At 70.0% G+C, this 23,247-nt stretch carries 34 protein-coding genes; all 34 read right to left on the bottom strand.

What is annotated here, in order from left to right; all coding sequences use genetic code 11:
* Window positions 1-122: 122 nt before the first annotated feature.
* Window positions 123-923 (bottom strand): hypothetical protein, encoded by an 801-nt coding sequence (locus KVT44_RS60215; RefSeq protein WP_217572609.1) that lies wholly within the window; start codon window positions 921-923, stop codon window positions 123-125.
* A 67-nt stretch (window positions 924-990) separates the two neighbouring features.
* On the bottom strand, window positions 991-1,293 hold the full coding sequence (locus KVT44_RS39675) for a hypothetical protein (RefSeq protein ID WP_217572607.1): 303 nt from the start codon (window positions 1,291-1,293) through the stop codon (window positions 991-993).
* 65 nt (window positions 1,294-1,358) lie between these two features.
* Window positions 1,359-1,550, bottom strand: coding sequence for a DUF4314 domain-containing protein (locus tag KVT44_RS39670; protein WP_217572605.1), 192 nt, complete (start codon window positions 1,548-1,550; stop codon window positions 1,359-1,361).
* Between the two features lie 79 nt (window positions 1,551-1,629).
* Window positions 1,630-1,800 carry a hypothetical protein gene (locus KVT44_RS39665; protein WP_217572604.1) on the bottom strand — a complete coding sequence of 57 codons (171 nt, stop codon included), beginning with the start codon at window positions 1,798-1,800 and terminating at the stop codon, window positions 1,630-1,632.
* Between the two features lie 101 nt (window positions 1,801-1,901).
* Entirely contained in the window at window positions 1,902-3,020 is a 1,119-nt protein-coding gene (locus tag KVT44_RS39660; protein WP_217572603.1) for an N-6 DNA methylase, read from the bottom strand.
* Between the two features lie 86 nt (window positions 3,021-3,106).
* Entirely contained in the window at window positions 3,107-3,532 is a 426-nt protein-coding gene (locus KVT44_RS39655) for a hypothetical protein (protein WP_217572602.1), read from the bottom strand.
* A gap of 103 nt (window positions 3,533-3,635) precedes the next feature.
* Window positions 3,636-4,211 carry a hypothetical protein gene (locus KVT44_RS39650; protein WP_217572601.1) on the bottom strand — a complete coding sequence of 192 codons (576 nt, stop codon included), beginning with the start codon at window positions 4,209-4,211 and terminating at the stop codon, window positions 3,636-3,638.
* A 70-nt stretch (window positions 4,212-4,281) separates the two neighbouring features.
* Entirely contained in the window at window positions 4,282-4,578 is a 297-nt protein-coding gene (locus tag KVT44_RS39645; protein ID WP_217572599.1) for a hypothetical protein, read from the bottom strand.
* Window positions 4,579-4,654: 76 nt separating this feature from the next.
* Window positions 4,655-4,969: a hypothetical protein gene (locus tag KVT44_RS39640; RefSeq protein ID WP_217572597.1), complete on the bottom strand. Its 315-nt coding sequence runs from the start codon at window positions 4,967-4,969 to the stop codon at window positions 4,655-4,657.
* A gap of 96 nt (window positions 4,970-5,065) precedes the next feature.
* Complete coding sequence (locus KVT44_RS39635) at window positions 5,066-6,157, bottom strand: PP2C family serine/threonine-protein phosphatase (protein WP_217572595.1); 1,092 nt, start codon at window positions 6,155-6,157, stop codon at window positions 5,066-5,068.
* Between the two features lie 65 nt (window positions 6,158-6,222).
* Window positions 6,223-6,612: a hypothetical protein gene (locus KVT44_RS39630; RefSeq protein WP_217572593.1), complete on the bottom strand. Its 390-nt coding sequence runs from the start codon at window positions 6,610-6,612 to the stop codon at window positions 6,223-6,225.
* 58 nt (window positions 6,613-6,670) lie between these two features.
* Window positions 6,671-7,042: a hypothetical protein gene (locus tag KVT44_RS39625; protein WP_217572591.1), complete on the bottom strand. Its 372-nt coding sequence runs from the start codon at window positions 7,040-7,042 to the stop codon at window positions 6,671-6,673.
* Window positions 7,043-7,122: 80 nt separating this feature from the next.
* Complete coding sequence (locus tag KVT44_RS39620) at window positions 7,123-7,437, bottom strand: hypothetical protein (protein ID WP_217572589.1); 315 nt, start codon at window positions 7,435-7,437, stop codon at window positions 7,123-7,125.
* Between the two features lie 79 nt (window positions 7,438-7,516).
* Entirely contained in the window at window positions 7,517-7,639 is a 123-nt protein-coding gene (locus tag KVT44_RS60210; protein WP_302832161.1) for a hypothetical protein, read from the bottom strand.
* A 49-nt stretch (window positions 7,640-7,688) separates the two neighbouring features.
* Complete coding sequence (locus tag KVT44_RS39615; protein WP_217572587.1) at window positions 7,689-8,273, bottom strand: hypothetical protein; 585 nt, start codon at window positions 8,271-8,273, stop codon at window positions 7,689-7,691.
* 115 nt (window positions 8,274-8,388) lie between these two features.
* A complete protein-coding gene (locus KVT44_RS39610; protein WP_217572585.1) occupies window positions 8,389-8,907 on the bottom strand; it encodes a hypothetical protein in 519 nt (172 codons plus the stop codon).
* 24 nt (window positions 8,908-8,931) lie between these two features.
* A complete protein-coding gene (locus tag KVT44_RS39605; protein ID WP_217572583.1) occupies window positions 8,932-9,111 on the bottom strand; it encodes a hypothetical protein in 180 nt (59 codons plus the stop codon).
* On the bottom strand, window positions 9,108-9,617 hold the full coding sequence (locus KVT44_RS39600) for a hypothetical protein (RefSeq protein ID WP_217572582.1): 510 nt from the start codon (window positions 9,615-9,617) through the stop codon (window positions 9,108-9,110). The genes KVT44_RS39605 and KVT44_RS39600 overlap by 4 nt, the downstream gene beginning before the upstream one ends.
* 53 nt (window positions 9,618-9,670) lie before the next feature.
* Window positions 9,671-9,964 carry a hypothetical protein gene (locus KVT44_RS39595; RefSeq protein ID WP_217572580.1) on the bottom strand — a complete coding sequence of 98 codons (294 nt, stop codon included), beginning with the start codon at window positions 9,962-9,964 and terminating at the stop codon, window positions 9,671-9,673.
* 140 nt (window positions 9,965-10,104) lie between these two features.
* Window positions 10,105-11,658, bottom strand: coding sequence for a DNA cytosine methyltransferase (locus KVT44_RS39590; protein WP_254650541.1), 1,554 nt, complete (start codon window positions 11,656-11,658; stop codon window positions 10,105-10,107).
* Window positions 11,659-11,727: 69 nt separating this feature from the next.
* A complete protein-coding gene (locus tag KVT44_RS39585; protein WP_217572578.1) occupies window positions 11,728-12,399 on the bottom strand; it encodes a hypothetical protein in 672 nt (223 codons plus the stop codon).
* A gap of 93 nt (window positions 12,400-12,492) precedes the next feature.
* The gene (locus tag KVT44_RS39580; RefSeq protein ID WP_217572576.1) at window positions 12,493-12,957 is read right to left on the bottom strand and encodes a hypothetical protein; all 465 of its coding nucleotides are present in this window, start codon (window positions 12,955-12,957) and stop codon (window positions 12,493-12,495) included.
* Window positions 12,958-13,039: 82 nt separating this feature from the next.
* The gene (locus KVT44_RS39575) at window positions 13,040-13,942 is read right to left on the bottom strand and encodes a hypothetical protein (RefSeq protein WP_217572574.1); all 903 of its coding nucleotides are present in this window, start codon (window positions 13,940-13,942) and stop codon (window positions 13,040-13,042) included.
* A gap of 63 nt (window positions 13,943-14,005) precedes the next feature.
* Window positions 14,006-15,151 (bottom strand): PD-(D/E)XK nuclease family protein, encoded by a 1,146-nt coding sequence (locus tag KVT44_RS39570; protein WP_217572573.1) that lies wholly within the window; start codon window positions 15,149-15,151, stop codon window positions 14,006-14,008.
* A 59-nt stretch (window positions 15,152-15,210) separates the two neighbouring features.
* Window positions 15,211-16,389, bottom strand: coding sequence for an AAA family ATPase (locus KVT44_RS39565; protein ID WP_217572572.1), 1,179 nt, complete (start codon window positions 16,387-16,389; stop codon window positions 15,211-15,213).
* A gap of 27 nt (window positions 16,390-16,416) precedes the next feature.
* Window positions 16,417-16,770: a hypothetical protein gene (locus tag KVT44_RS39560; protein WP_217572571.1), complete on the bottom strand. Its 354-nt coding sequence runs from the start codon at window positions 16,768-16,770 to the stop codon at window positions 16,417-16,419.
* 231 nt (window positions 16,771-17,001) lie between these two features.
* On the bottom strand, window positions 17,002-17,559 hold the full coding sequence (locus tag KVT44_RS39555; RefSeq protein ID WP_217572570.1) for a hypothetical protein: 558 nt from the start codon (window positions 17,557-17,559) through the stop codon (window positions 17,002-17,004).
* 160 nt (window positions 17,560-17,719) lie between these two features.
* Window positions 17,720-17,962 (bottom strand): hypothetical protein, encoded by a 243-nt coding sequence (locus KVT44_RS39550; RefSeq protein ID WP_217572569.1) that lies wholly within the window; start codon window positions 17,960-17,962, stop codon window positions 17,720-17,722.
* Window positions 17,959-18,183 (bottom strand): hypothetical protein, encoded by a 225-nt coding sequence (locus tag KVT44_RS39545; RefSeq protein ID WP_217572568.1) that lies wholly within the window; start codon window positions 18,181-18,183, stop codon window positions 17,959-17,961. Before KVT44_RS39545 ends, KVT44_RS39550 begins: the two co-directional genes overlap by 4 nt.
* A gap of 7 nt (window positions 18,184-18,190) precedes the next feature.
* Window positions 18,191-19,054, bottom strand: a complete 864-nt coding sequence (locus KVT44_RS39540) for a glycoside hydrolase family 25 protein (RefSeq protein WP_217572567.1) — start codon at window positions 19,052-19,054, stop codon at window positions 18,191-18,193.
* Between the two features lie 68 nt (window positions 19,055-19,122).
* The gene (locus KVT44_RS39535) at window positions 19,123-19,482 is read right to left on the bottom strand and encodes a hypothetical protein (protein WP_101399757.1); all 360 of its coding nucleotides are present in this window, start codon (window positions 19,480-19,482) and stop codon (window positions 19,123-19,125) included.
* A 115-nt stretch (window positions 19,483-19,597) separates the two neighbouring features.
* A complete protein-coding gene (locus KVT44_RS39530) occupies window positions 19,598-19,747 on the bottom strand; it encodes a hypothetical protein (protein ID WP_217572565.1) in 150 nt (49 codons plus the stop codon).
* 20 nt (window positions 19,748-19,767) lie between these two features.
* Window positions 19,768-22,152: a hypothetical protein gene (locus KVT44_RS39525; RefSeq protein ID WP_217572563.1), complete on the bottom strand. Its 2,385-nt coding sequence runs from the start codon at window positions 22,150-22,152 to the stop codon at window positions 19,768-19,770.
* Window positions 22,153-22,158: 6 nt separating this feature from the next.
* Window positions 22,159-23,247, bottom strand: coding sequence for a hypothetical protein (locus KVT44_RS39520; RefSeq protein ID WP_217572561.1), 1,089 nt, complete (start codon window positions 23,245-23,247; stop codon window positions 22,159-22,161).

The raw sequence follows: 23,247 nt of genomic DNA, 5'->3' as shown, positions 1-23,247 counted from the left end.
TCCAGTGTGACCGGTTGCGGCTACCACTTGTCCCGCAGACTCACGGGCTTGGTGTTCACCTGGGAGGACAGAGGCGCCTACGCCGCCCGCCTGGTGCGGTGGGCGGCCCGGTCGGGGGTGGGTCAGGAGGCGGTGGGCTTGTCGGCTGCAGGCTTGGCCGGGGTCCGTTTGCGGGCGGGGCGCGGCTTCGGCTTGTCGTCGGCGGCCAGGCTGCCGGTCTTGGCGGCGGCCAGCTTGGCGGGGGTTCGCTTCCGGGCCGGGCGGGCGGGCTTGCCGTCAGCGGCCGTGGTGTCGGCCTTGGGGGCAGGCTTGCGGCGAGGCCGCATCGGGACGGCCTTGGCCGAGGGCTCGTCCGGGCTCTGCGGCTCGGGTTGGGGCTCCGGGGCGGGCTCGGGCGCGGGCTGGGACTCCGGCGCGGGCTCGGCCGCCTCTTCCCGGCCGACGTCGTGCGGCTCGGTGTGCGCTTCTGGGCCGCAGTCGCGCAGCGAGGTGCTGGCCGCCGACGTCGACTCTGCGATCACCTCGGACAGCGCGCTGTCGAAGACCTCCTCCCACGGGCGGTGACCGACGTACAGCGGCTTGGCTTCGAAGACCGGCGTCAGGCAGTCGGTGATGTGGTCGTAGAGGACGGCCGCGGGGTCCCTGTCAGCTTCAAGGCGGCCGATGTGGATCCAGGTGTGCCAGCGGCGGCCGCGCGGCAGGGGGGCGGTGCCTTCGGTGGGTTTGTGGTCGGCGGGCTCGGTGCCACCGGTGGCCCACAGCTGGATGTTGCTGCCGTTGCCGAGGAGTCGCATTCCGATCTGGCGGTCCTGGGGGCCGTTGAGGCTGATGATGTCGTCGATGATGAGTTCGTTGAGCGTCCAGCCGAGGTAGCCGCCGAGGGTTTCGGCGGTGGTGTGGAGGGCTGAGGGTGCGAGCTGCACTGGGTTCTCCAAGAGGTCGGTTGGTGCTGGTTGGGGCCGCGCCCGGGTGGGCGGGGCTGGCTTGGGGTCAGGCCGGGAGGCTGGACAGGAGGGTGCGGGCGGCTTCAGCGAGCTGAGGGGCGCCTGCCTCCTCGCAGCCGGCGTAGCTGCAGGCGGCGCGTAGGGCGTCGCGGGCTGCGTCGGTCTCGCCGCGGCCGAGGAAATATGCCGCAGAGTCGAGCGAGAAGGCGGCGACGCCGAGGGCGTTCTCCTGGTCGTCGCAGGCGGCACGATTGACGAGGGCGCGGGCTCGGGTGGCCCACTTGCGGGCGGCGGTTTCGAGGCCCGGAAGGTCGAACTGAAGGTCGAGGGTCGAGGCTGCGAGCTGCATGGGGTTCTCCAAGAGGTCGGGTGGTGCTGTGTAAAGGCCCCGCCCTGGTGGGCGGGGCCGGTGGGTCAGGCGGGCAGAAGGCGGACGCTGTCGCCCTCGTCGAGGAGCATCGAGAGGCGGGAGCCGCTGTCCCAGTGGATGTCGAGCTGGTTGAGGGCGGGGTGGTAGCGGCGGATGGTGCCTTCGTCTCCGGGACGGAGTTCGGTGTGGGGGTCAGTGGTGGCGTCGAGGGCGACGCGCTGGCCGGCTTCGTACATGAGGGCACGACTCGATTCGGTCGAATGGTGTGGCACATTCAGAGGCGGGCGGCGGTGTCGTCCGCCGCCCGCAGCGGGATCAGGCCTCGCGAACGGTGACTTCGCCGGTACCGGTCGTATTCAGCGTCGTCTCGCTCAGCTTGGCGCCGAAGGCCCAGACTTCGGCGATTACCGTGTCGCCCTCGTCTCGCAGCTTCAGCGTCCAGCCGCACTGGCATTTCATGGTGCAGTTCGTCGGCCGCTCACTCATGCGGTTCTCCTCAGGATGTAGGCCGGGTTTCTCCCCGCCCATCCCTCTTATTCTAGCGGCAATCAGTGGGAGGTCAAGAATCTTTTCGACGAAACCCCAGGTCAGTCCACCTTTGAGCCGATCGGCCGGTCGGCGAGCGCCATCGCCTGCTGCACCGCCTCGGCGACAGCGAGGCGGGCGAGGATCTCGTCGCGCTCCTCGAACAGGTGCTCGCGCTCCCGTGCGGTCCGGTCTGACAGGCCGCCGTCGGCGAGAGTGTCGCCGCAGGCGATCACGACGTTTGGGCCCAGGCCCCACACGATTGCGTTGACGGCCGCGCCGGCCGCCGCGAGCGGGTCGAGTTCGTTCAGCGCCCACTCGTAGTCGGCCGGGTCGAGGCCCATGTGGCGCAGGTGCTGGGCGAAGGCGCGGAACATGCCGCCCGTTCCGCCGGCAGGCTCGTGGAACCGTGCGCCCTTCTCTGGCGGTTCCAGGCAGGTCATCGCGGCCATCATGTCGCACACCTCGGGCGGTGTGTGGTACTCGCCCATGCCCTGGCGGGCGCCGTGCGAGCGCAGCGAGGTGATCGTCCACGACATCACGTCGGTGTCGGAACGGCACCACGGGTCGGGGTCCCCGGTCAGCTGCAGGATGCCGTGGCGCAGCGCCGTCTCGGTCACCCGGCGTACCGCGTACGCCTTCTCCTCCACGCCGTCCTCGGTGAGCCAGCCCATAAGCGGGGCCATGCGGGCACCCAGGTCGGGGCGGTGGGCCCAGGTGTGCGCGTAGACCTCGCGGTAGCCCTGCAGCATCTCCCAGTCGGTCGCGTTGCTGATGATGCGGGTGACGTCCTGGGTGTGGCCCTTGATGGGGAACAGAGCCAGGGCGGCGACGATGCTGACGGGAATGTCGATGCGGTAGCCACCCCAGTTGGAGGCGTGCCAGGTCTCGGCAACGGCCTCGCCCAGTCGCTGCCCGGCGTCGCGCGGGTTGCCAATCAGCAGCGGCGCTATGCGGCGCTGCGCGGGGATGGGGGTGTGCACGGAGGGCAGCTCGGGGCGGGGGTCGGCGAACAGGCCGTCGGGCTCGTCGTCGGCCGCCGCGATCGGCCGGGGGGCGGGCGCGGGCGCCGGGTGAGGCGCCCGCGGGGCGGTGACGGTGCGGGCCGGCTTGGGGCGGGTGGCGAACGTCGCCGGGACGGGGGTCTCCTCGGCGTCGGCGAATAGGTCGAGCTGGTCCATGGGTTGCTCCGTTTCGGTGTGGACGTGACGGCGCCCCGCCACCCGGGCCGGGAATCCAGCCGGGTGGCGGGGCGCTTGAGAGGGGGTCAGGTGCGGTTGTCGGTGTCGGGGGCGGCCTCGTACCAGTTCCACTCTTCGCCGCCGATGCTGTACAGGCCCTCGTCGTCGGGCAGCATGATCAAGGTGGCGTACTGGGCCTCTTCCTCGTCCTCGACGTAGACCCAGCGGACGTGGAGGACGACCGCGCGAGGGTTGCCCTCGCGGTCGGTGCCGCCGTCGATGACGTGGATGGTCTCGACGCTCTCGTAGTTGTTCTTGTCGGCCTGCTCCTGCGTGCGGGCGGCGATTTTGCGGACGGTGTCGAGGGCGAAACGCGGGGAGACCAAGCCCTTCCACCGTTTCGTGGGGTCGATCTTGGCCTCGTAGGGGCCGAGCGTGTCGATGTGGACCCAGGCGTCGATCAGGGGGTCTTCGGCGTCGGCGAGCGGCTGAGGCTGGTCGGTGTCGGGCACGGTGGGCTCCTTCGGGTGTGCTGCTGGCGTGGCGGTTGTCGGTGTGGAAGGGGCCGGGCGCCCGCGGTGCGGGGCCCGGCCCGGTGGGTGGCAGGGGCGGGGGTCAGAGGTCGGAGCTGGCGGCGGCGAGCGCGTTGACGAGCAGTGCCACGGCCTCGTCGTTGCGGTCGTCGGCTGCCAGCGCGGCGTAGCGGAAGAGGGTCGCCGCGGTGGTGAGAGTGAGCTGGCCGACGTACTGCTCGAACGTCAGCTCGCGCTGCCGCCAGGACCGGTGCTGGTATCCGGCGCGTAGCGCGGCTGTGGCCATGGCGTCGGCGTACCGGATTGCCTGGCCGGTCAGGTCCAGGTCCCGCGCGGCGCCGGTGAGGGCCTGCGTGGCGACGGCGAGGACCTGGTCGACGTGCCGGACGGCGGGGGCGCTGCGGCGTTGGGCGCGGCAGGCGTGCTGGCGGGCGCGGACGCTGCGGATGCGCTCGACGTCGTGGAGCTGCCGGGCGGTGCGCTGGGCCTCCTCGGTGGTGGGGGCCTCGACCTGGTACGAAGACTGGCGGGCCTCGTACAGGTCGTCGGAGGCGTCGGGGTCTTGGGGGGTGGGTTCGACGGCGACGATGCGCATCGCGTACGGCTCGTCGTCGAAGACGACGAGCCAGCGGCGGCTGGATGGATCGGGCGTGGTCATGCGGAACTCCAAGAGGTCGATTATCAGACCAAGGTTGTGGCACATCTTGGATGCGGGTTGGCGGCGGAAGTCAGTACAGGGCGCCGACGACTTCGGCGATGGCCTGGCCGATCTTGGTGAGGTCGGTGGTGGAGGTGAAGGGCAGGTGGACGCTGTCGCCCTGGGCGTCGTTGCGGATGTAGAGGTCTCCGGCCTCGCAGACACCGACCGTGAACGGGATGTGGTCGCCGCTGCGCAGGTGACCGGTCGTCCCCCAGGGGCCGGGCAGGGCTCCCCACTGGTCCCCCAGGAACTCAAGGGCGGCGCGCGCGACGTCGTAGGGCGTGTGGGGGTGCTGCTCGGGCTGCTCGTAAAAGCTCGTGGCCATGGGGCGATGTATTCCTCTCTGGCTGCTGCGCGCGGTCTGTGGGTACGCGCAGCCGGATGTTTTCTTGCCGCGGGTGTCAGCGGCTGATCTGGCCGATGTAGACGTGCATGTCGTTGGGCGCGAGCCACAGGCTCTTGGTGATGAGTGCGGTCTTGAAGAGCGTGTTGTAGAAGCAGTGGCAGACGACCTGCGTGAACTGCTCCCGGGTGAGGCCGTGCGTCCGGTTGATCCGGACGAAGTCCGCGTCGGCCTCGAAGGCGGCGTCGAGGGCCTCGTTGACGAGGGCCGTGGCGTTGCTGACGTCGGCGCCGGTGACGTCATGGCGGTCGACGATGGGGTCTATCCGCAGTCCGAGGTAGGGGGGAAGGGGTGTGAGGGTCGAGGTGGTCACGTTGCTCTCCAAGAGGTCGAGGTGGGGGTCGGGCGCCCCCCCGTTGCTCTTATTCTACCACTCTTCGGCGTGTTTGCCCTGCTAGGACGGACTTTCTCAGGCGGTGGGGCGGGGGAAGGTGACCACGAGCGCGGTCGCGTTGTCGCACTTCTCGTCGTGGCGACGGCCCACGGCCAGGGCCTCGGCCACCAGCGATCCCGCGCTGTCCTTCGCGTCCAGCGCGAGCTCGGCGGCTGCCTCCAGCAGGCCTGGCTCGCGGGTCTCGAGCGGGTAGTACACCCCGTCGGAGCACAGGATGAGCTGGGGGACCAGGTCCACCTCAACCTGGGTGCGGCCGATCTCGCCGTCTTCCAGGTGGGCCGTCACCGAGTGGTGGTCCCACGCCTTGGGGGTGCAGCCGGCGTCCAGCAGTTCCTGCGCGTAGTTGTGGTCCTTCGTCAGCTGGTCGAGACCGACGATGTGGTTGAGCCGGTAGGCACGGGCGTCACCGGACCAGGCCAGCCTCAGCGTGGGGTCGCCGTGGTGGTAGACGGCGACGACCGCGACCGCGGCCGGGTCCATGTAGTGCCGGTGCCGCGCCCCCAGTCGGGCGTTGATCTGTGCGCGGATCTGGACGATCGCGTCGGCAGGGTCGCCCGAGATGGTGGCTTCGCGGGCGAGTGCGGGCGCCCACCGGCGGACGTGGGCCTGTACGTCGTCCTCGTCGCCGATGCCATCGAGGACGACGTACGCCCACCGGCCGCTGGCGCGGTCGTGGCGTACGGCGTAGGCGTCGCACTGCACGTCGCGGGTGCCGATGTCCTGGGCGGCGGACACTGCGGGGGCGCCGTCGACGATGCTCGCCGCGCGCTGCAGGCTCGCCCAGTGTGCGATCAGCTCGGCGCTCGCGGCCGGGAGCGGCTGCAGTCGGCCGTCGCGGTCCGGCGCCCCGGTGACGATGACGGGGCCGCGCAGGTCGGGGCCGGCCCCACCGGCGAGGTCGTGCCAGGTGCTGAGTGCGACCTTGTTGCGGGGGCGCTGGTGCGCGTAGGGGTTGGCGTGGACGGTCAGGTGGCGGCCGAGCCGCCAGGCGACGGCGGGGCCGTCGAGTTCATCGGCGATCGCCTTGTGCTGGCGCTCGGCGTCGTCGGCTAGGGGGAAGTCCTCGATGTGGCCGCCTGGCTCGACGTACAGGGCCTCGGTGTTCACGGTTGTCCTTTCGGATGTGGGGAGGGCTGCCGGGCCCGAGGTGGGGCCCGGCCGTGGGCGGACAGTCAGGCGGAGGTGCTGTAGCGGGACTTGAGGGCGTCCATGACCTTCGGCAGGACCTCGTGCAGCGGCTCGGGCACGTCGGTGTGGTGACGGGAGTCGTCCAGCGCCCCCAGCAGGACGACCGTCCCGTACAGGCAGTAAGGCAGCTGGTTGAGGTAGATGCCGTTGACCAGCGAGGTCGCGTACAAGTTCTCCGGCTTCGTGAGCGCGCCGCCAGCGTCGACGGCCATCGCCAGGCGGCGCTTGCCGTCGGGACGGGCGTAGTGGGCGATCTCGACCCCGCCGTCGACCTGCCCGCGCAGCGCCTCGATCAAGCCGGCTGCGGCAGGCAGCTCTATGTCGGTCAGGGTGCCGTCGGGGTCGAGGCGGACACCGCGAATGGTCTTGCTCATGGTTTCTCCCAGTCGGGTGAGGGGTGGGGGCCGCCGCGGTGGCGGCCCCCGGGGCGGGTCAGAACGGGCGGAGCTGCAGGGCGAGTTCGGTGAACAGCTGGCGGCCGATGTGCATCGCGTAGCCGGTAGAGAACTCATCCCGCTCGGCGCGGGCGGCCATCTCCACGAGGCACTTCAGGAGCACCTCGGGCATGCAGTCGATCCACGTGTGCAAGTCCTGGCCGTAGCCCGCCGTCTGCCAGGTGGCGGTCAGGACCTGGTCGACGGTGATCGCGGCCTGGCCAGCGGCCTCGACGGTGAGGCCGAAACGCTCGGCGAGCAGGGCCTGCAGGTGCGGGCCCTCGAGGACGTCGGCGAGACGTTCGACCACCTGGCAGGTGGTGAGGGTGTACGGGGCGGCGAGATGGTCGGTGCGAGCGGTGCTGCTCATGGCTTCCTCCAAGAGGCCGTGGTCGTGCGGGAACAGCACCGGCCGCCCACCTGGGCGGGTGCGCGGCCGGCGAGGCGGGGTCAGACGAACCAGATGTCCCGGTACGCCTCCAGCCGCTCCAGAGCGGCCGAGAACTCCCGGGTTCTGGTCTGGGTGAAACTCGCCGTGTCGATCGGGCCGTGATCGGGGTGGATGTGCTGGAACGTGACCTTGACCTCGCCGACCTCCTGCGACTGGCAGGTGATCTTCAGGACGGCCGGGTCATTGGCGTAGCGGACGTAGAGGCTGTCGCCGATGGTGGCGATGACGCTGTCTTCGTCTTCGCCGAGGCTGGCGGCGAACAGGTCCAGCAGAGCGTTCACGGGCTTCTCCAAGAGGTCGTCGATCGAGGGCATCCCGGCATCGCGGGACCGTTTGAGAGTTGTGGCACACATCGTGGAGCGGTCCGGCCAGGCGGCCGGACCGCTCGCTGCGCTAGCAGCCGGCCGCGCCCCGGATTCCGTCGGCGGCCCGGGCGGCCAGCCACTTGCCGAACGGCGAGTCCTCGAACTCGACGTCGGCCGCCTCGCTCGCGCGTGCCTCGTTCCTGCTCTCCATGGCGTGCCTCCTTGGCGATGGACCGGGGGCTTTCCCCCGCCCCGTTCTCTTATTCTAGCTGCGCTCTTTGGGTGGGGCAAGGAGAATTTTCGCGTTCTCCCAGTTCAGGGGCTTGTAGGCGAGGGGTGTGCTCCGGCCAGGGCATCGCGTCAAGGGCCCGGCTTGGGAGTGGGGGGCAGCGCGGGTGCGGAGCGGGCTTCTCGCCGTCGGCCAGCTCCTCCAGCGCGACGCGGGCCAGGTGGGCGACGTCGCCGATCAGCGCGGTCAGGGAGTGCGAGTAGTCCTCGGCGCTGGCGCTCGCCGCCGCGAGGTACAGGGCCTGGCAGGTCAGCATGTCGTGGTTGGCGAAGGAGGTGATGAACCGCAGGGAGAACAGGTGCGCCGGGTGCTGGGCGCAGTCGTTGTCCGGGTCGGGCGCGGTCAGGGCCCACAGGCCCTCGGGGCTGGGGTGCCCGTACAGGCGGACGAGGGTCTGCCGTCCGGCTTCGGCGATCGCGCAGCACACGCCGTACATCTGACGGCCGGTACTGGCTGCGGCTATCTCGCCCATCACCTGCATGGCCCGGTCGTGGTTGTGGTTGACGGCGTGCTGCAGGACGTTCATGACCAGCTGGTCGCGACGGGGGGTGTCCATGGTGGCTCGGCTCTCTACTACAGAGGGTGGATGGGTGCCGGGCCGCGACCGCGGGGGTCTCGCTGCGGGCGCGGCCTGGATCACGGGGCGGTCAGTCGGTGACGCGGTGGTGGTGTCAGGCCTGCGGTTCGGGTCCGGCGGGCCCGACGTAGTGCGCGTTGCGGCATTCGGTGGTCGCGATGTGGAGGCCGGCGTGTGCCTCGCACCTCATGCGGGCCGAGGGAGCCTGGGCGTCGTGCTCGGGCGGCAGCAGGGCAAGGCTCGCGGCCCAAGCGCGGCCGCCGGATGCCCACGCCATCGCGTGCAGGGCGAGGCGTCTGTTCGGCTCCTCCAGCAAGCTGAGGTTGGCCATGGACAGGGCGTGACGTCCAGTCAGGACACAGGACAGGCGCAGGACTTGCCACTCCGGGAGGGTGCCGATCAGCGGGCCGTCGCCGGCGGACAGGCACGCGGAGGCCACCAGCCGCCAGGCGATGCGGGACTGGCCCTCGCCGTCGTTGTGGATCAGACCGGTGCGCTCCAGCTCGGGCAGCCAGTGGCCGTGCGAGGCGAGCAGCCACACGGCGGCCTCTTCATGCCACGACCCGGCGGCGCGTTCTCCCAGGCGGGCGGCGAGGGCGGTGATGTGGTTCACGGTGTCTCCAAGAGGTGTGGTCGGTCAGGTGCGGGGCTTGGGGAGGTGGCCGACGTGCCAGCCGCGGCAGGCGCGGTTGCGGCACCGGTAGGCGGCCAGGCGTACGGCGCCGTTGGCGATCAGCCGGTCGCGGTGGTCCTCGGCCTGCTCCTCGGTGTCGTGGCGGCGCTTGCCAGTGCAGGCGCGGCCCTTGGTGCGGATCACCGCACGCCCACCGGGGCGGTCTCGGCGCTCGCGCAGCCGGGGCAGCGCCGGGCGGGGGTCTCCCAGTGGGCGGGGTCGGCGACCCCGGTGATCAGGCCGCCGCAGGCGGTCACCGACCCGTCTTTGGCGCGGTCGCGTTTGTGGACGTCGCTGTCGGTGCTGGTGCGCCACACCCACTCGCCGCGCAGGCGCACGCAGTTGACCTCGACGGGGGTCGCGCCGACACGGCCGGTCATGGTGTGGGACAGCTCGCCGGGGCGGCTGGTGGGCCGAGGGGTGCCGAAGTCGGTAGCGTCGATCGCCCGGGCCCACTGCTCGTACACGTCATCGCCAGGGTGGTACAGGAACACGCGCAGGCCGAGCGGGTCGTCGCCGGTGGCGATGCCGAGGTGGTCAACCTCGATGCTGTCGGCGGCCAGGCCCGGGTGGGCGCTGGCCAGGACCGCGCCGGCGATCATCGGCTGCAGGGCCTGGCGCATCGGGCGCGCGGCGGTGGGGTGGGGCATGGTCTCTCCAAGGCGAGGTGGGGCCCACCCCCGGGCGGGGGCGGGCGGGTGGGTCAGGTGGAGGCGAGGTCCAGCTGGAGCTGTTTGGGCTCCTTGGCCTTCTCCGCGTTGCGGCGCTGGGCCATCTCGCGCGCGGCCTGGCGGCAGGAGGGGCAGGGGCGTTCGCCGTGGCGGGTGTGGTCCTTGGCTCCGGCCTCGGTGCCGCAGGAAGCACGCAGCTTCGGCTCGGTCAGCTCCTCGTCGCTGACGTCGTCGAGGGCGTCGATGACTTCGCCGTTGCACCACAGGCGTCCGCCGGCGATGCCGTCGAACTTGGCTTGGGCCGGTTTGACTGTGGCGATGCACACGGCGTGGAACGAGCACGGCCCGCACGTGGCGAGCTGGGGCCCGCACAGGCGCTTGAGGTCGGCTCCGGTTTTCCAGTCGTCCTCCCTGACGGTGAAACCGTCCCGGCCGCGGCAGGGCGCGCGAAGGTCCCACCCGCTTGTCACAGGACCGCTTTGATGCACTCGCCGATGTGCCGGGCCACGTTGACCGACACCGCGTTCCCGGCCTGCATGGTCTGCTCGGCCTGGGTGCCGAGGACGATGTACCGGCGGGGAGAACTAGGGAACCGCTGGGCATCCAGCTGCTCGCGGGGCTTGAGCATCCGGAAGAAGCAGTCCTCCACCGCGGGCGCGGAGCGAAGGAGCGCCGCCGAGTCGCGGGTGGACAGGGTGTGAACGGGCTCGGCGGCCGTCTTGACGGCGGCCTTGCGGTAGGGGATGACCAGCGTGTTGCGCAGCTCGGCCGGGACCGGTCCGCCAGGGACGACTAGGCCGTGATGGTTGCCCTGCGCGGTGACTGTGGTGACCGGCTCGGTCGCAAGCGCCGGGTTGGCGTTCTGACGGTAGGTGATCACGAACGGCTCCGGATCGACCGTGAGCAGGGCCTCGCTGTCGCGGGTCATCCGGGTGCGCATCGGGTCGGCGACGTCGCTGCAAGCGGTGTTCCAGCTCCCGCCGGTCGGCACGAGCAGCGCGTCGCCCTGCTTGATGGTGCGAGTGGAAAACGGCCGCTCGGCCACCGCATAGGCCCGGTCCGTGCCGTCCTTGCCGTGGTTGAGGGTGACGGAGGATGGGGTGTGGGGGAACTTGACCAGGCCCGTGCGGATGCGCTCCATGGTGGTGTCCGCCAGCGGCTTCTTGCGGTCGCCGATGCGCTGGCCGAGATCGTCCCAGTTGATGACGGAGGCAGCCGGACGCACGTACGGCTCGACGACGGCGTTGCGGCAGCGCCTGCTGGGGCAGCGGTAGTTGTAGTCGCGGAGGTACTTGCCGACCCGGACCCTGGGGTCGAACCACGTCTTCTTTGCGCGGACGTCCTTGCCGCACTCGACGCAGAACGCCAGCGGGCGGGGCTCCAAGTCCGGCTTGGGCATGCCCTTGAGGCGGAAGACGAGGTAAAGGCGGTCTCGCCACTGCGGGGCACGCAGGTTGTCGTCGTCCCCGACGTGCGCGGATGTGACGCACAGTACCTGCGGCGCCTCGTAGCCCTGGGTCTTCAACGCCGAGACCCAGTCCTTGTAGTTGATCCAGTACAAGGCGAATTCGACGACGTTCTCGATGACGACGTACGGGAACCGCTTGGCTTCGCAGGCCCGCACGACGCACCAGGCCGTGGCCCTGGTCCGCTCGAACGCTTCCGAGGTCAGCGCCTTCCACTCCTCTGCCTCGTCGTCGTCGAGGTGTTCGAGGAGGTCGAACAGGTTGAACTGATCGGTGGGGTGGATACGGCCGCCAGCCGGGCTGACCTCGGTGCAGATGATCGACGCCCACAGCATCAGAGCGCGGGGCAGGAATCGCATCGGGTAGCCGGTGACGTCGGCGGTCAGGTGCTCGATGCTGGGATGGTTGGCGGCGTGGGAGTCCATCGCCGTCTGCCAGTGATTCATGGCGAGCTTGCCGCGCCATCCGGCCTCCACCAGGCCGGAGGAGGATCCGCCGGCCCCGGCGAGCAGGTCGTTGAACGTCAGCTCGATGTCTCGGGGAAGAGTGGCCAACAAGGTGTTCTCCAAGAGGTCGGGGCCCCGCGCCCTGGTGGCGCGGGGCCGGGCTTTATCGGGTGGGGGTCAGAGGAGGGACTGGCGGCTGACGAAGACGACCTGCAGCACGTCGCGGCGCTGCCAGACCGTCAGGGGCCAGTCGGTGCCGCCCTGTTCGTGGACCATCTGCCAGCCACCCTCCTCGAGGAGGCGGGTCTGCCGGCCGTACTCCTTGACGGCTTTCGCGTGGCTGTCGAAGGGGCCGGTGATGGGCCGGCTGCGGCCGGCGTGCTGGGAGTCGACGCCGACGAAGCTGACGGCGAACCGCTGCGCGGTCGCCAGCAGCAGATCGCCGAGCATGGCCCCGGCTGACTGGGTGTCCGCGTCGGTCAGGGACTTCAGGTGCAGGGCGGTGGCGGCGAGCATCGTGACGATGTCGGCGCCGTGCTTTTCGTGCTCGCCGCCCTCGGTCGAGTCGAAGACCAGGACGTCGATGTTCGGGTTGTCGTGGTGGGCGCGACCGATGCTCCAGCCGGTGACCTGCTCCAGCCGGTCGGGCAGCGCGTCGTGGTCGGCGATGACCAGGTGCGAGCCGTCGGGCAGGTCGGCGTAGATGACGGTCTGGCCGCCACAGGTCTCGACGTCGCAGACGAGTCCGGCCGCGCGCAGCGGCATGGTGACCGGTTCGTACTGCATCCACAGCGCCTGCCATTCGGGGCGGCCCACGCGGCCGTGGTCAGGAAGGGGTGCGAGGTTCAACGTGATCTCCAAGAGGTGGGTTGCACGGTACAGAGTTGTGGCACATTTAGATATCGGGTGGCGGGGCTTATCCCGCCGCCCGGCACCGGGGAGTCAGGCCGTGTGAGCGGGCTCGGCGGCCAGGGGGAAGCCGAGCTCGGCGGGGATCCGTTCGGCGACCTCGGTGCTGGCCGCGAAGCGGCCGTCGTGGTACTCGCGGGCGGACCCCTTCAGGCCGTGGAACTCGCCGTGCGCCTTGGTGATGGCGACCGGCCAGGCGGCGTCGAGGAATCCGACGACGCCCTCGGCCTCGACGACCAGGACGTCGCCGTCGCGGATGTCGTCGCGGCACTGGGTGGCGTCGTACGCCTCGGCGCTCGTGCCGGCGAAGCGGTGGACGGCCGGTGCGGCAGCCGGATCCTCGACGGTGACGACACCCTCGGCGGTCAGGGTCGTGGCGCTCAGCTTCACGCCCAACGACCACACCTCGGCGATCGCCCTGCCGTCCTCGTGCCGGACCTTCAGCATCCAGCTCCCGCCGTCGACCGAAGCGGTCGAGACGGTCGGCTGTTCACTCATGCGGTTCTCCTCGCGGTGTCGTGCGGTCGGGGGGCGCTTCCCTCTCCCCGCTCCTCTTATTCTACCTGCCACTATGTGGGGGTCAAGATTTTTTTCCGGAGGTACCGGCCTCGCGGGCCTTCTCCCGTCCCTGGCGGGCCATCTGACGCGCCAGCAGCCGCGCCGCCTCCACATCCTCGGGCCGCTCCTGCGCGACGCGCCGCGCCCGGTCCAGGTCCGCCTGGTAACCGCGCAACCAGTCCTGCTGGGCCTGACGCTCCGCTTCCGCGCTATCCCGCTCGCTGGCCGCGCGAGCGGCACGCGGGTTGGTGCCACAGGCACGGCAACTCGCAGCCCGGACGGGGTGTCTGCCGCAGCCATCGGGCTCCCCTGCGGCTCCAGCTGCGGGGGTAGGGGGGGACGGAAGGAAAGAGGAAGAAGAAGGAAAAGAAGGGGTTCCCCCGGGGGAACCCAGTGGGTTCCCCTCGGGAAACCCTGAGGGTTCCCCCGGGGGAACCCTGGCGTCGCTCTCCTCAGGGTTCCCCCGGGGGAACCCTGCCCGCTCCACGCCCTCGCCGGCGGCCAGCGCGCGGGCGTCGAGGTCTTCGTGCGTCCTCGCGGGCTTGGACGGAGCCGCCCGAGCGACGCCCGAGCGGGCCAGCCGTGGGTTCTTCGGCGCGGCGTCAGCCTCCTTGAAGCGGGCTTCCAGATCGTCGTTGGAGGGGATGGGAGGCACCCCCAAGGGGAACACCCGGTAGACCGCCCTACGGCCCGCCTTGCCGGTCTCCACGCGCTCTATGAGGCCCTTGGCGACCAGCTCGGTGACGATGGTCATGCACCGCTTGTCGCCCACGCCGACCCACGCGCGCAGCCTGCGCAGGCCTGGCTTGGACAGGCGCGTCTCGTCGTCGGCCGAGTCGCAAATCTTCATCATGGCCAGCTTCTGAGACTGGGTCACCACATCCTCGGGCAGGTACGCGGCGACGACCATCAGGTGAATGGACAACGGAAGTTCCCTCCACGGGCAGACCGCCGCCCGCCCCGGCCCGGGCGGGCGGCGGTCTGCCGATCAGGCCTTGAAGGGCCGCACGATGATGGTCTTGGGCGTGGTCTGGGCGCTGCGCTTCTCTGGCACGGCCAGGCCCGCATCCTTCAAGGTGGCGACCATCCGCTTCTCGTCGGGCACCATCGGCACCGGGATGCCCGTGTCTTCAAGCAGTTCGACCATTGCCTCCACGTCGATGTCCCACTTGGGGTTCCCGCCGCCCCACGCCAGCTCGTTGGCGCCGTACGCGCCCGCCGGGGAGGTGTCGATCTTCGCGCGGGCGAGCTTCTTGATCCGCTTGCCCTCGGTCTCCAGCTCGTGCCCGCGCACGTAGTCGGCGAGGGTCTGGGTGCGGTCGGCGTCGTTGTGGATCAGGACGGTCTGCACGGGGGTGCCGGGCTGTTTGGGCAGGCCCCAGCAGGCCGTCATGAACGGGCAGTGGTCGCAGATGGCGTCCAGGCCCGGCCCGTCGAAGTCGCGGTGCCCCTCCTCCGGGGCGTTCAGCTCGCGCACGCGCTGCACCCACCAGCGGGCGCGGGTGGCCTCCATCGGGTCGAACGCGAACTCCTCGACGTGCTCTTCACCGTTGTCGCGGTTGACGAACCGAAAGCGGATCCGGGCCACCTCCAGCGGGCCGAGCTTGGCCAGGTACCGCTGGCCGCGCACGTCCTCGAAGCCGGTCGTGCGCAGCAGGTCGGCGTACAGGTAGACCTGCCGCAGCTCGGCCTCGGTGGGCCCGTAGCGGCGCACCTTGTCCCACAGGAACGTCGACTTCGTCTTGACGTCCTCCACCGTCACCCCGTGCTGGGCGGGCACTTTGGGGCGGTGGCGGGCGGGGACGCGGGCGGCGGTCGCCGCATCGAGCTGCACGGCGTCGATGTGGCCCTTGATCGTGTTGTCGGCGACGGCGCGCTCCACCAGCCAGCCGTACTCGCTGCGTGCGGCACCCAGCAGGCCCTCGTGGATGTAGGTGCCGAGGATCGCGGCACGCTTTTCACTCTCGTCGGTCGGGGCGGTCCCGGCCACGATGTAGGCGGCGCGGCGCTCGCACACCGTGTCCGAGGCGCCGAGCTGCCGCTGCAGGGATCGCGGCCGTCTGGCGTCGACATCGTGCGCGGCCGTCCACAGGGACGGTGTGGACTCCGTGAACTCCACAGGCTGAGCAGTCATCAGGTACTCCAAAGGTCGTGGGGCGGGCCGGGGCGTAGGAGCCCGGCCCGCGGGGCAGGTCAGCGCCGGGCAGCGGCCGGCTTGGCGGCCGTGCGCTTGGCGGCGGGGGTGCGCTTGGCGGGGGCCTTGCGGACGGGGCGTCGGTCCGGGTCGGGCTCCTCTTCGGGCTCGCCGTCGCCCTGCTCGGCCCTGCGCTCGACGGCGGCCCGCAGCCGGTCGGCGTCGCTGAGCGGGCCCTGGCCCATCTCCGTGGGCGGGTTCTCGAGCTCGGTGACTTTCCGTTCGATCGCGCCGCGGATGGAGACGACCTCGGCGCGGGTCAGGCCCGTGTCGTCCTCGGCCGCCTCCCACCACAGCTCGCGCAGCCGCTCGACGTTGCGCAGCTCCATCACGTCGTGGTCGTTCAACCACGCTTGCACCCGGTCGCCGACCAGGGCGGGCATCTGGCGGGGCTGGGACTCCACCGAGCAGCCGAGCCGGTTGAAGACGAGGTCCTCGATGGTGAAGTCCGGCAGGGGCAGCGGCTTGCCGTCCTCGATGCGCAGCTGCAGCGAGCGGGCCTTGATGATCTGCGGGGGCTGGCCCCGGCGCATGCGCACCCACACCGAGGAATCGAAAGCCAGGTCCTTCTGCGCCTGGACCTTCCACTCCTTCAGGGCACGGCCGCGACCGTCGGTGACCGGCTTGCCGTTGTCGTCGATGGCGGTGATCTGCTTGCCGCGGGCGGTGATGATGGCGATGCCGGGGAACGTCTGCAGGAGGTGGATGACGTCCAGCCACCGCTCGGTGGCGTCGTTCCACAGGTTCATGCCGACGTCGATTGCGGCGTCCGGGTCATCCTGCAGGCGCTGCGCGTTGTTCTTGCCGCGCCGGGCCCGCTCGTTGGTCCAGGACTTGAGCATCCGCCACAGCGAGGACCCGGAGTCGACCGACAGCACCACCGGCGGCTCGCCGGCGATGGCGGCCCGGCGGGCCTCGGTGTGCACGGCGCGGATCTGCTCCAGGATGTCCCGGTAGGAGCCGTCATGGTCGATGATCAGGTAGTCGGCACCGGGGATCGCCGCGTACTCGTCGGCGCTGCCCTCCGCCAGGTCGATCCAGTACATCTGGCCGATCCGCTTCGAGGCGGAGAACTCGGCGGCGGAGTATGTCTTTCCGGCGCCCTCGTCTCCTTCGATGAGGATGAGCGGCCACGGCACGATGCCGGTCGGTTTGCGGGTTTTCAGCTTGATGCCCATCTGGGCTGCTCCAAGAGGTCGTTGGTCTCATGCGGCGCGCAGGGCCCTGGTTTCGAAGAGGTGCGCCCACTCGGGGTGGCGTTGGATCAGGAGCCGCACGTACCGGCTGCGGTAGTCGTTGTTGAGGCGGAAGGCGTCGCCTTGGGTTGCCTGGCCGTAGCGCCAGCGCAGGAGCTCGAAGAGCATTCCGATGCCGACGCGGCGGAAGCCCTTGGCGACGCAGTCGGCGGCCAGCGCCTCCAGATGCCGCAGCACCCACGGGTTGAGGGCGTGGAACGCCTCGAACCGCTCCTGGATGGGCTGGCCGGGGTGAATGGTGGGCTGCTGGACGGGCTGGATGCCGTCGTCCAGGTCGAGCACTTGCTGCTGATAGACGGGCACGAGACCCCCAGGAGAGCGCACTCCATACGAATGGTGTGGCACATCTTTCATGAAGGGCCTGACGCGATCAACCAGCGCGGTGCGCCGAAACTTGCGCCCGACGGTCGGCGACCGGGCCGTGACTGTGGCGGTGCACATCGTTCCTCCCAAAGGCAAGAGCAGCGGCGCCGTCCGGCGCCTCTGCTCTTATTCTATCCCGATTGGGGGTTGTGTCGAGTGACTTTCCGCAGGTCACGAGGCTTTCGCGGCGGGCCCACGGGGGACTATCGCAGAGCCGGGTCCGGTGTAGCGGCCCTGTCGTAGAGCCGCCTCGACCTGCGGCACGATCGCCCACATCACCTTGCGGGACTTCGCCCGGATGTCGGGGGCGGCCTCGAGGAGGGTGTCCAGCAGCCACAGCGGTGACCCCGACAGCTGGTAGTCCGCCGGCGCGAACCGGCCCTGCCGTACCACCGCCGACAGGTTCTGCTGGCTGGACAGGCCGAACAGCTGCGTCGCCTCCTGCAGACCGCACAGCGGCGGCACTTCGTCCACGCCGCGCGCCCACACACCGGGCTCCTGTGCGGCCACCAGCTGCTGCAGCACCCCCTGGTCCAGCTCCTTGGGCCGCGGCTGGGTCTGCCCGTACCCCCGCGCGAACGACAGCAGCCAGTACGGCGACCCCGACACGATCACGGCATGCTCGTAACCCAGCACGCCTCGCCCCAACCACGCTGTGACCTGCTGCCCCCTCACCCCGTACAGGGCGGCGAACTCCTGCCTGCCCGCCAGGAACGGCTTCTTCCTCACCACCGCCGGCCCCCTCTCTCTCCTCCTGGAATGCACTTAGATTCTACCTAGGACGGTCCGGGGGGCCGTTCGTGTGACTGCTAGTGTTGATGCTCCAAGAGGTCGAGGCCCCCACCGCACGCGGTGGGGGCCTTGGTCTTTGCTGCGCCGGTCAACCGAACTACGCGGCGAGGTCGTACTGGTACTGCGGCGGCCGGGCGTAGCCCAGCAGCCACCCGAACTTCGGCGACACGTAGTGCTCGGCCAGGCGGAACACCGAGTAGTAGCAGAATGCGGCCAGCGGGATCAGCACCCCGGACAGGGCCTGCGCGTCCAGGTCCAGGCCGTGGCTGGTGGCCAGGGCCACCAGCCAGCCGACCAGCGCCGGGACGCCGGTACGGATCAAAGACAGGTACAGGTTCACGAGGACTCCTTGGGTTGGCGGGCGACCGCGGCGTTCGCCCAGAACATGACCTCTTCGAGACGGAACATCGCGGCCTGCTTCTCCGCGCCGGCGGGCAGCTCCGCGTGCAGCGTCAGCGCCAGCTCCAGGCACCCGGATCGGATGTCCTCGTGGGCCTGGCGGCGCTCGTCGGTGTCGGCCGGGTGGTACGTGAACCGGCGAATGACGTCTGCAGCATCCAACAGGGCCTCACTTGTGGCCGTAGGCGAGGGTGAACAGGAACGCCCAGCCGTGCGGGCCGATCGCCACATCGTGCGGCTTGCCCTTGGCGCGGAACTCCGGGTGCGCGTCGAAGAAGCGGCCCACACCGGCCTGCGTGCGCGGCCCGTACGTGTCCGACAGGTCCGCTTCCGTGATGTTCAGGAACCCGGCCGCGCGCAGCGCCTTCTGCAGCGGCTTCGCCGACGGGGTGCTCTTACCGGGCGCGAGCCTGGTCGGGAACGCCGGCGGAACATACGTGGGCTTGGGCGGTGTCGGCTTGGGCGGCGATCCGGTCCCGCTGGACGAGGCCCCGGCCCAGGCAAGGAGCGCGGCCTTGTCCGTGAAGTTGCCGACGTTCGTATCGATCGGGGTGCTGGTGTACTGGTGGAAGCGCCACGGAGCCTTGATGCCGGGGTTGCCGGGCTTGCCGTTGTAGTGGGCGATCCACAGGCCGTCGCCCGCGAACGAGGTCGTGTCGCGGTTGGTCCAGTACTCGTAATTGCAGTAGAGGATCACCCGGTGACCGGGAGCCTTCTTCTGGACGTACCGGATCCAGTCGTCCTTCTGGGCGCAACTCACCCCTGGGTCTTCCCAGTCGAGGGCGAGAACGTCGCCGACGCGAAGCGTGATCTTCGACAGGAAGTAGTCGGCTTGCTTGGTCACGTTGCCGGGCCGGATGAAGTGGTAGAAGCCGGTGACCAGGCCGGCGTCGCGGGCGGTCTTGCGCTCCGCGACCCACTTCGGATTCGTGTAGGTGGTGCCCTCGGTGATCTTGATGAACGCGAAGTCGAGTCCGCGAGTGCTGTAGTCGGTCGCCTGGTACGAGGCGACGTCGACTCCTCTTACTGTCATCGGGCGCGTACTGCCTTCTCCCCCGCGCCTGGATCGATGATGGCGTTCTTCGTCGTGCTGCCCGCCTCCTACGGGCTGGCACCGCGCGACGCCTGCCACAGCTGGAGTGCGTAGACCACCAGCGGGGCGACGAACGCGGAGATGATCAGGCGGCGGTTAGTGGTCTGCTGCGCCTGGTCGTCCTCGCGCTGCCGCTGCGCGGCGGTGAGATCGCGCTCCAGGGTCTCCAGGCGCTGGAGCACGGTGCGCTGGTCGGCCCGATAGACCTCTTCGGTGACGACCTGGTCCAGGCGCGCCGCCAGCGCGGCGAGATCGGCACGCAGGTCATCTCGGAGCTGAGCGATCCCGCCGCGCTGGTCCTCGCGCAGCTGCGCCATGGCGCGGTGCAGCTCCCACAGGGTGGGCTCGGCGCTCGGCGGCTGTGTCACCGCGGCACTCCTTAAGTCGGCGTGCCCCGCGCCACCCACGATCTTACGGGTACGGGGCGACGCCGCGTCAGACAACGCGGCGTATACCGAGCATCGTTCGTGTCCCGGCCGCCGATCAGGTTGAGTACGGCACCAGGTCGGTGATCGGCTGCTTGCACTGCCCGCAAATGGCGCGGTACATCGGCGGCTCAGCGTTGGAGTACATGTCGACGGTGTACGTCAATTCCGCCGCCGGACACATGACGGTGCGGCACGTGACGTTCATGATGGTGGGTTCCTCTTCCATCAGATCTTGTCTCCGACGACGAGCCAATAGACCGTGGTGGCAGTGCTGTTGGTGCGCGTGATCCATACCGTCGCTGAGGTGCGCGAGACGGACGTGATACCGACGCCGGTCACCTGCGTGCCTGGCACCGTCGTGCTCGGCGTCGCGTAGCCGAAGAACGTGTTCCCTCGGACGTTAAGTCCGGTGATGGTCACCGAGGTTGGCGTGTTGGCCACGGGGGTGATGGTGACCTTGCCCCACGCGAAGTTGCGGGGGGACAGCACGCCTGAGATGTCCACCACCATGTCGGCTGTACCCGAGCCGTCCCACTCCAGGGAGATGAACGGCGAGCCGTCGCCGGGGGCGAGCGGACTGTCTCCGCTCGCGAGGATGACGTGCGCCTGTGAGCCGCCCGAGATCATCCCTGACTGAATGTCCAGGGTGCCGCCGGACGCCTTGCCGGAGATGCCGGTGGGGACCACCTGCGCCACGTTCGGCGAACCGAACGTCAGCTCTCCGGACTCCAGCCGTGAGTACGTGGTGCCGTCGGCCGATGTGGTCTGGAAGCCCGCTTGCCCGTCGCCTAGATTCGGCGCCATGAGCGCGGCCACTGAGCCGTCGCCACGGACGGCCCGGACGACAGCGCCTGTGATCGTCTGCCCGTCGATGGCACCGGCCTTGATGTTGCTCGCGGTGATGCCGCCCGCCTCCACAACCTCGATGGCGAACATGTCCACCTCGGCCGTGCCCGAGCCACCCTGGTAGTTGAGGTACAGGATCGGCGTGATGTAGCGGACGCTGGAGTGCAGTTGGGCGGGCGCGTTGGCATTCGGCGTCTCCGCTCTGACGGGGCTGGCCGTAGTGCCCTTGATGTAGCCGGTGTACGTAACCCAGCCCGCGCCGGCGGTCAGGTCCCTGGAGTCAGCGGCCGCATAGAACTGGCTGGAGAGCGAGTTCGCCCCGGAGTTGTTGACGAAGGTGACGCCGTCGGCGGCCAGCCCCGCCACCCCCGCGTACAACTTCTGATTTGTGCCGGGCGTTGAGTTGGCGACGGTCTGCCGCACCCGGACACTGACCCGGTAGGTCACCGACGGGTCGAAGGGGATCTTCACGTCGGACCGGTAAGCGCCCTGGACGAACCCGGCGCACCGCATCACGTTGCCGCCGGACTGGGCGTCAGTGACCGGGACCGTCGTCATCGTGCCCGACGCCGAGTTCAGCCACTTCGAGGCTGAGTCGCCGAAGTCGTACCACTTCTGTCCGACCTGCCCGGCCAGGCCTACCGTCAGGCGGTCGACGTTGATCGATCCGGCTTTGATGCTGGCCGCGTCCAGGGTGCCGGTCAGCACCGACCCGCCGTTGATGGTGGTGGTCTGCGGTATCTGACCTGCGCCCATCTGGGTCGGCGGCAAGGTCACCCCGGCGCCGATCGAGCCGGTCACCGTGCCCGCGCTGCCCGCCGTGGTCGCGGAGGCGACTGTGCCGTTGACGTTGGCGGCCGAGATCACCAGGTTCGTCGCGTCGATCTGCGTCGCCTTGATCTTCCCGACAGTGATCACGCTGGCGTCGATTGAGGAGATCACACCCGACGCCGCGGTGATCGTCCCGACGGCCAGCCGGTCGGCGGTGACCGTGTTGACGGCGAGCCGGTCACCGGTGATGCCCAGAGCCTTGATCTGCGCGGCCGTGATGCTGGCGGCAACGAGCCGGTCCGCGTTGACCGTCCCGGCCGCGAGCACGAGGCCGTCGATCTCGCCCGCGACCAGCTTCGGCGTGGTGACCGTACCGTCGGCAAGAGCCGGGCCGTCGACCGCCCCCGCCTCGATCTTGGCCCGGGTGACGGCCCTGTCGGCCAGGGCCAGGTCGTCCACGATGCCGTCCAGCACGGCCTGCGCGACCACAGGGGCGGGCCCGGCCGGGCCCGCGACAGCGGACGGCCCGGAGTCCTTCCCGGACGTCGACACGCACACCAGGCGCACCCACAGCGACACCCCGGCGGGCACGGTCATGGTGGCGGCATGCGTCGAGTAGAACGCGGCGAAAAGGGAGCCGCCGTCGGGGAAGTCGGCGCTGGTGGAGAAGTGGACCTCGACATGCGCGAAGTCGGCCGGGGCCTGGCTGCCGTCGACGAACGCACCGTCCCATGTGACGGCGACACCCCCGAGGACGGAGGCGACGACGGGGGCGGTGGGGACGGGCGGAGTGGGGCCGTTGACGGCGGCCAACGCCACCGTGCCGTCCGGTTGCATACCGATGCTGCCGCGCAGCAGGCCGCCGTCGTCGTAGACCGCGATGGAGCCGTTCTCGATCGAGGAGTTCGCCAGGCGGCTGGAACGCGACAGGTCACGCACCAGACGCTCCAGGTTGGCGATCCTCGCTGCGAGAACAGCGAGCGTGTCAGCCAAAGGGGTTCAGCCTCCATAGATGAAGGAGTCGGCGGGCGCGAGGCTCACCGTCATCCGCTCCTGCTGGTCCCCCTGCGCCGGCGTAAGCGTCCATCCGGTCACCCGCGCCCAACCGTCGTAGTCGGTCCACTCGTCGTGGACCTGCACCCACACGTCGTCGCCCACCTGGAAGGAGCCGAAGCGGGCCGCGGGGTGGTCGATGATGTTGACCTGCTCGATAGCGCCACGTCGTTGGCGGGCGATCCGCCACGAGCGGGCCTTCGCCGCAAGCTGGTCCTTGCCCTTGATGGTGGGCAGGTCCAGTACATCTTCCAGGCGCAGCCGGCCGTCCCGTACGGCCTCCGAGGCACGCAGCCGGGCCTGCCCCTCACCCGACCCCAAAGCGACCACGACCTGCGCGTACGTGTCGCCGTCGTAGGTGACCGGCATCAGGTCGGCGACGTTCACCCCCGTCGTGAACGACACATCGGTGCGGCGGGCGCCAAGACGTGGCCAGCCGAGCCTGATACGCCGCTCCGGGACGCCGCCCGCCCACGCCACCTGCTCGGCCCACTCCGGGCCGCCGAACACGGCGATCGCATCGGCGACGATGTCAGCCAGAGAGCGGGACTCCCACCAAGCCGACGCGTACGGCTCCTCAGGGGTGCCGATCTTCGCCTTCGAGGTCGTCGCATCGACGACCACACCCAGGTCACCGTCCGGCTGCTCCTGGCAGTACGCCCACACGTCCCGGATCACCTTGCACGGGTCGCCGTACGTGTAGGGGCCGCGGCCATCGAGGTTGCCGTGCATGTCGTGCCGCTTGCCCAGGTAGGAGCCGAACCCGGCAGCCTCGATCGGGTACTTGCCGCCCTCCGGCTCCGCCCGCCAGATCAGCCCGCCCCACATCAGCTTGGAGTGCCGCTCGGCGAAGATCAGCGTGTTCCCCGGGTCCACCATCGATCCGAGGACGTGAGCCAGGTGCGGTTCCAACGTGGCCTGCAACGACCCCGGCCCGTTCAGTTCCGGGCCATAGGAGACGTCAGACAGCGGCAGATCCCACACCAGGACCTGCCCCGTCGTCGCATCGCACGTCAGGTAGCGGTAAGAGGCCAC

The sequence above is a fragment of the Streptomyces sp. GbtcB7 genome (assembly GCF_019091445.1).
Taxonomy (GTDB): domain Bacteria; phylum Actinomycetota; class Actinomycetes; order Streptomycetales; family Streptomycetaceae; genus Streptomyces; species Streptomyces mirabilis.
This window is presented reverse-complemented; position numbering and strand designations above follow the sequence as displayed.

Coding starts and splice junctions, on each gene's coding strand:
- KVT44_RS39570 (WP_217572573.1), bottom strand. CDS start 15,151: ATGACTGCTCAGCCTGTGGAGTTCACGGAGTCCACACCGTCCCTGTGG.
- KVT44_RS39600 (WP_217572582.1), bottom strand. CDS start 9,617: ATGCCCCACCCCACCGCCGCGCGCCCGATGCGCCAGGCCCTGCAGCCG.
- KVT44_RS39645 (WP_217572599.1), bottom strand. CDS start 4,578: ATGGCCACGAGCTTTTACGAGCAGCCCGAGCAGCACCCCCACACGCCC.
- KVT44_RS39630 (WP_217572593.1), bottom strand. CDS start 6,612: ATGAGCAAGACCATTCGCGGTGTCCGCCTCGACCCCGACGGCACCCTG.
- KVT44_RS39675 (WP_217572607.1), bottom strand. CDS start 1,293: ATGCAGCTCGCAGCCTCGACCCTCGACCTTCAGTTCGACCTTCCGGGC.
- KVT44_RS39615 (WP_217572587.1), bottom strand. CDS start 8,273: ATGGACACCCCCCGTCGCGACCAGCTGGTCATGAACGTCCTGCAGCAC.
- KVT44_RS39650 (WP_217572601.1), bottom strand. CDS start 4,211: ATGACCACGCCCGATCCATCCAGCCGCCGCTGGCTCGTCGTCTTCGAC.
- KVT44_RS39540 (WP_217572567.1), bottom strand. CDS start 19,054: ATGACAGTAAGAGGAGTCGACGTCGCCTCGTACCAGGCGACCGACTAC.
- KVT44_RS39665 (WP_217572604.1), bottom strand. CDS start 1,800: ATGAGTGAGCGGCCGACGAACTGCACCATGAAATGCCAGTGCGGCTGG.
- KVT44_RS39625 (WP_217572591.1), bottom strand. CDS start 7,042: ATGAGCAGCACCGCTCGCACCGACCATCTCGCCGCCCCGTACACCCTC.
- KVT44_RS39670 (WP_217572605.1), bottom strand. CDS start 1,550: ATGTACGAAGCCGGCCAGCGCGTCGCCCTCGACGCCACCACTGACCCC.
- KVT44_RS60210 (WP_302832161.1), bottom strand. CDS start 7,639: ATGGAGAGCAGGAACGAGGCACGCGCGAGCGAGGCGGCCGACGTCGAG.
- KVT44_RS39530 (WP_217572565.1), bottom strand. CDS start 19,747: ATGAACGTCACGTGCCGCACCGTCATGTGTCCGGCGGCGGAATTGACG.
- KVT44_RS39660 (WP_217572603.1), bottom strand. CDS start 3,020: ATGGACCAGCTCGACCTATTCGCCGACGCCGAGGAGACCCCCGTCCCG.
- KVT44_RS39565 (WP_217572572.1), bottom strand. CDS start 16,389: ATGGGCATCAAGCTGAAAACCCGCAAACCGACCGGCATCGTGCCGTGG.
- KVT44_RS39620 (WP_217572589.1), bottom strand. CDS start 7,437: ATGCCCTCGATCGACGACCTCTTGGAGAAGCCCGTGAACGCTCTGCTG.
- KVT44_RS39580 (WP_217572576.1), bottom strand. CDS start 12,957: ATGAGTGAACAGCCGACCGTCTCGACCGCTTCGGTCGACGGCGGGAGC.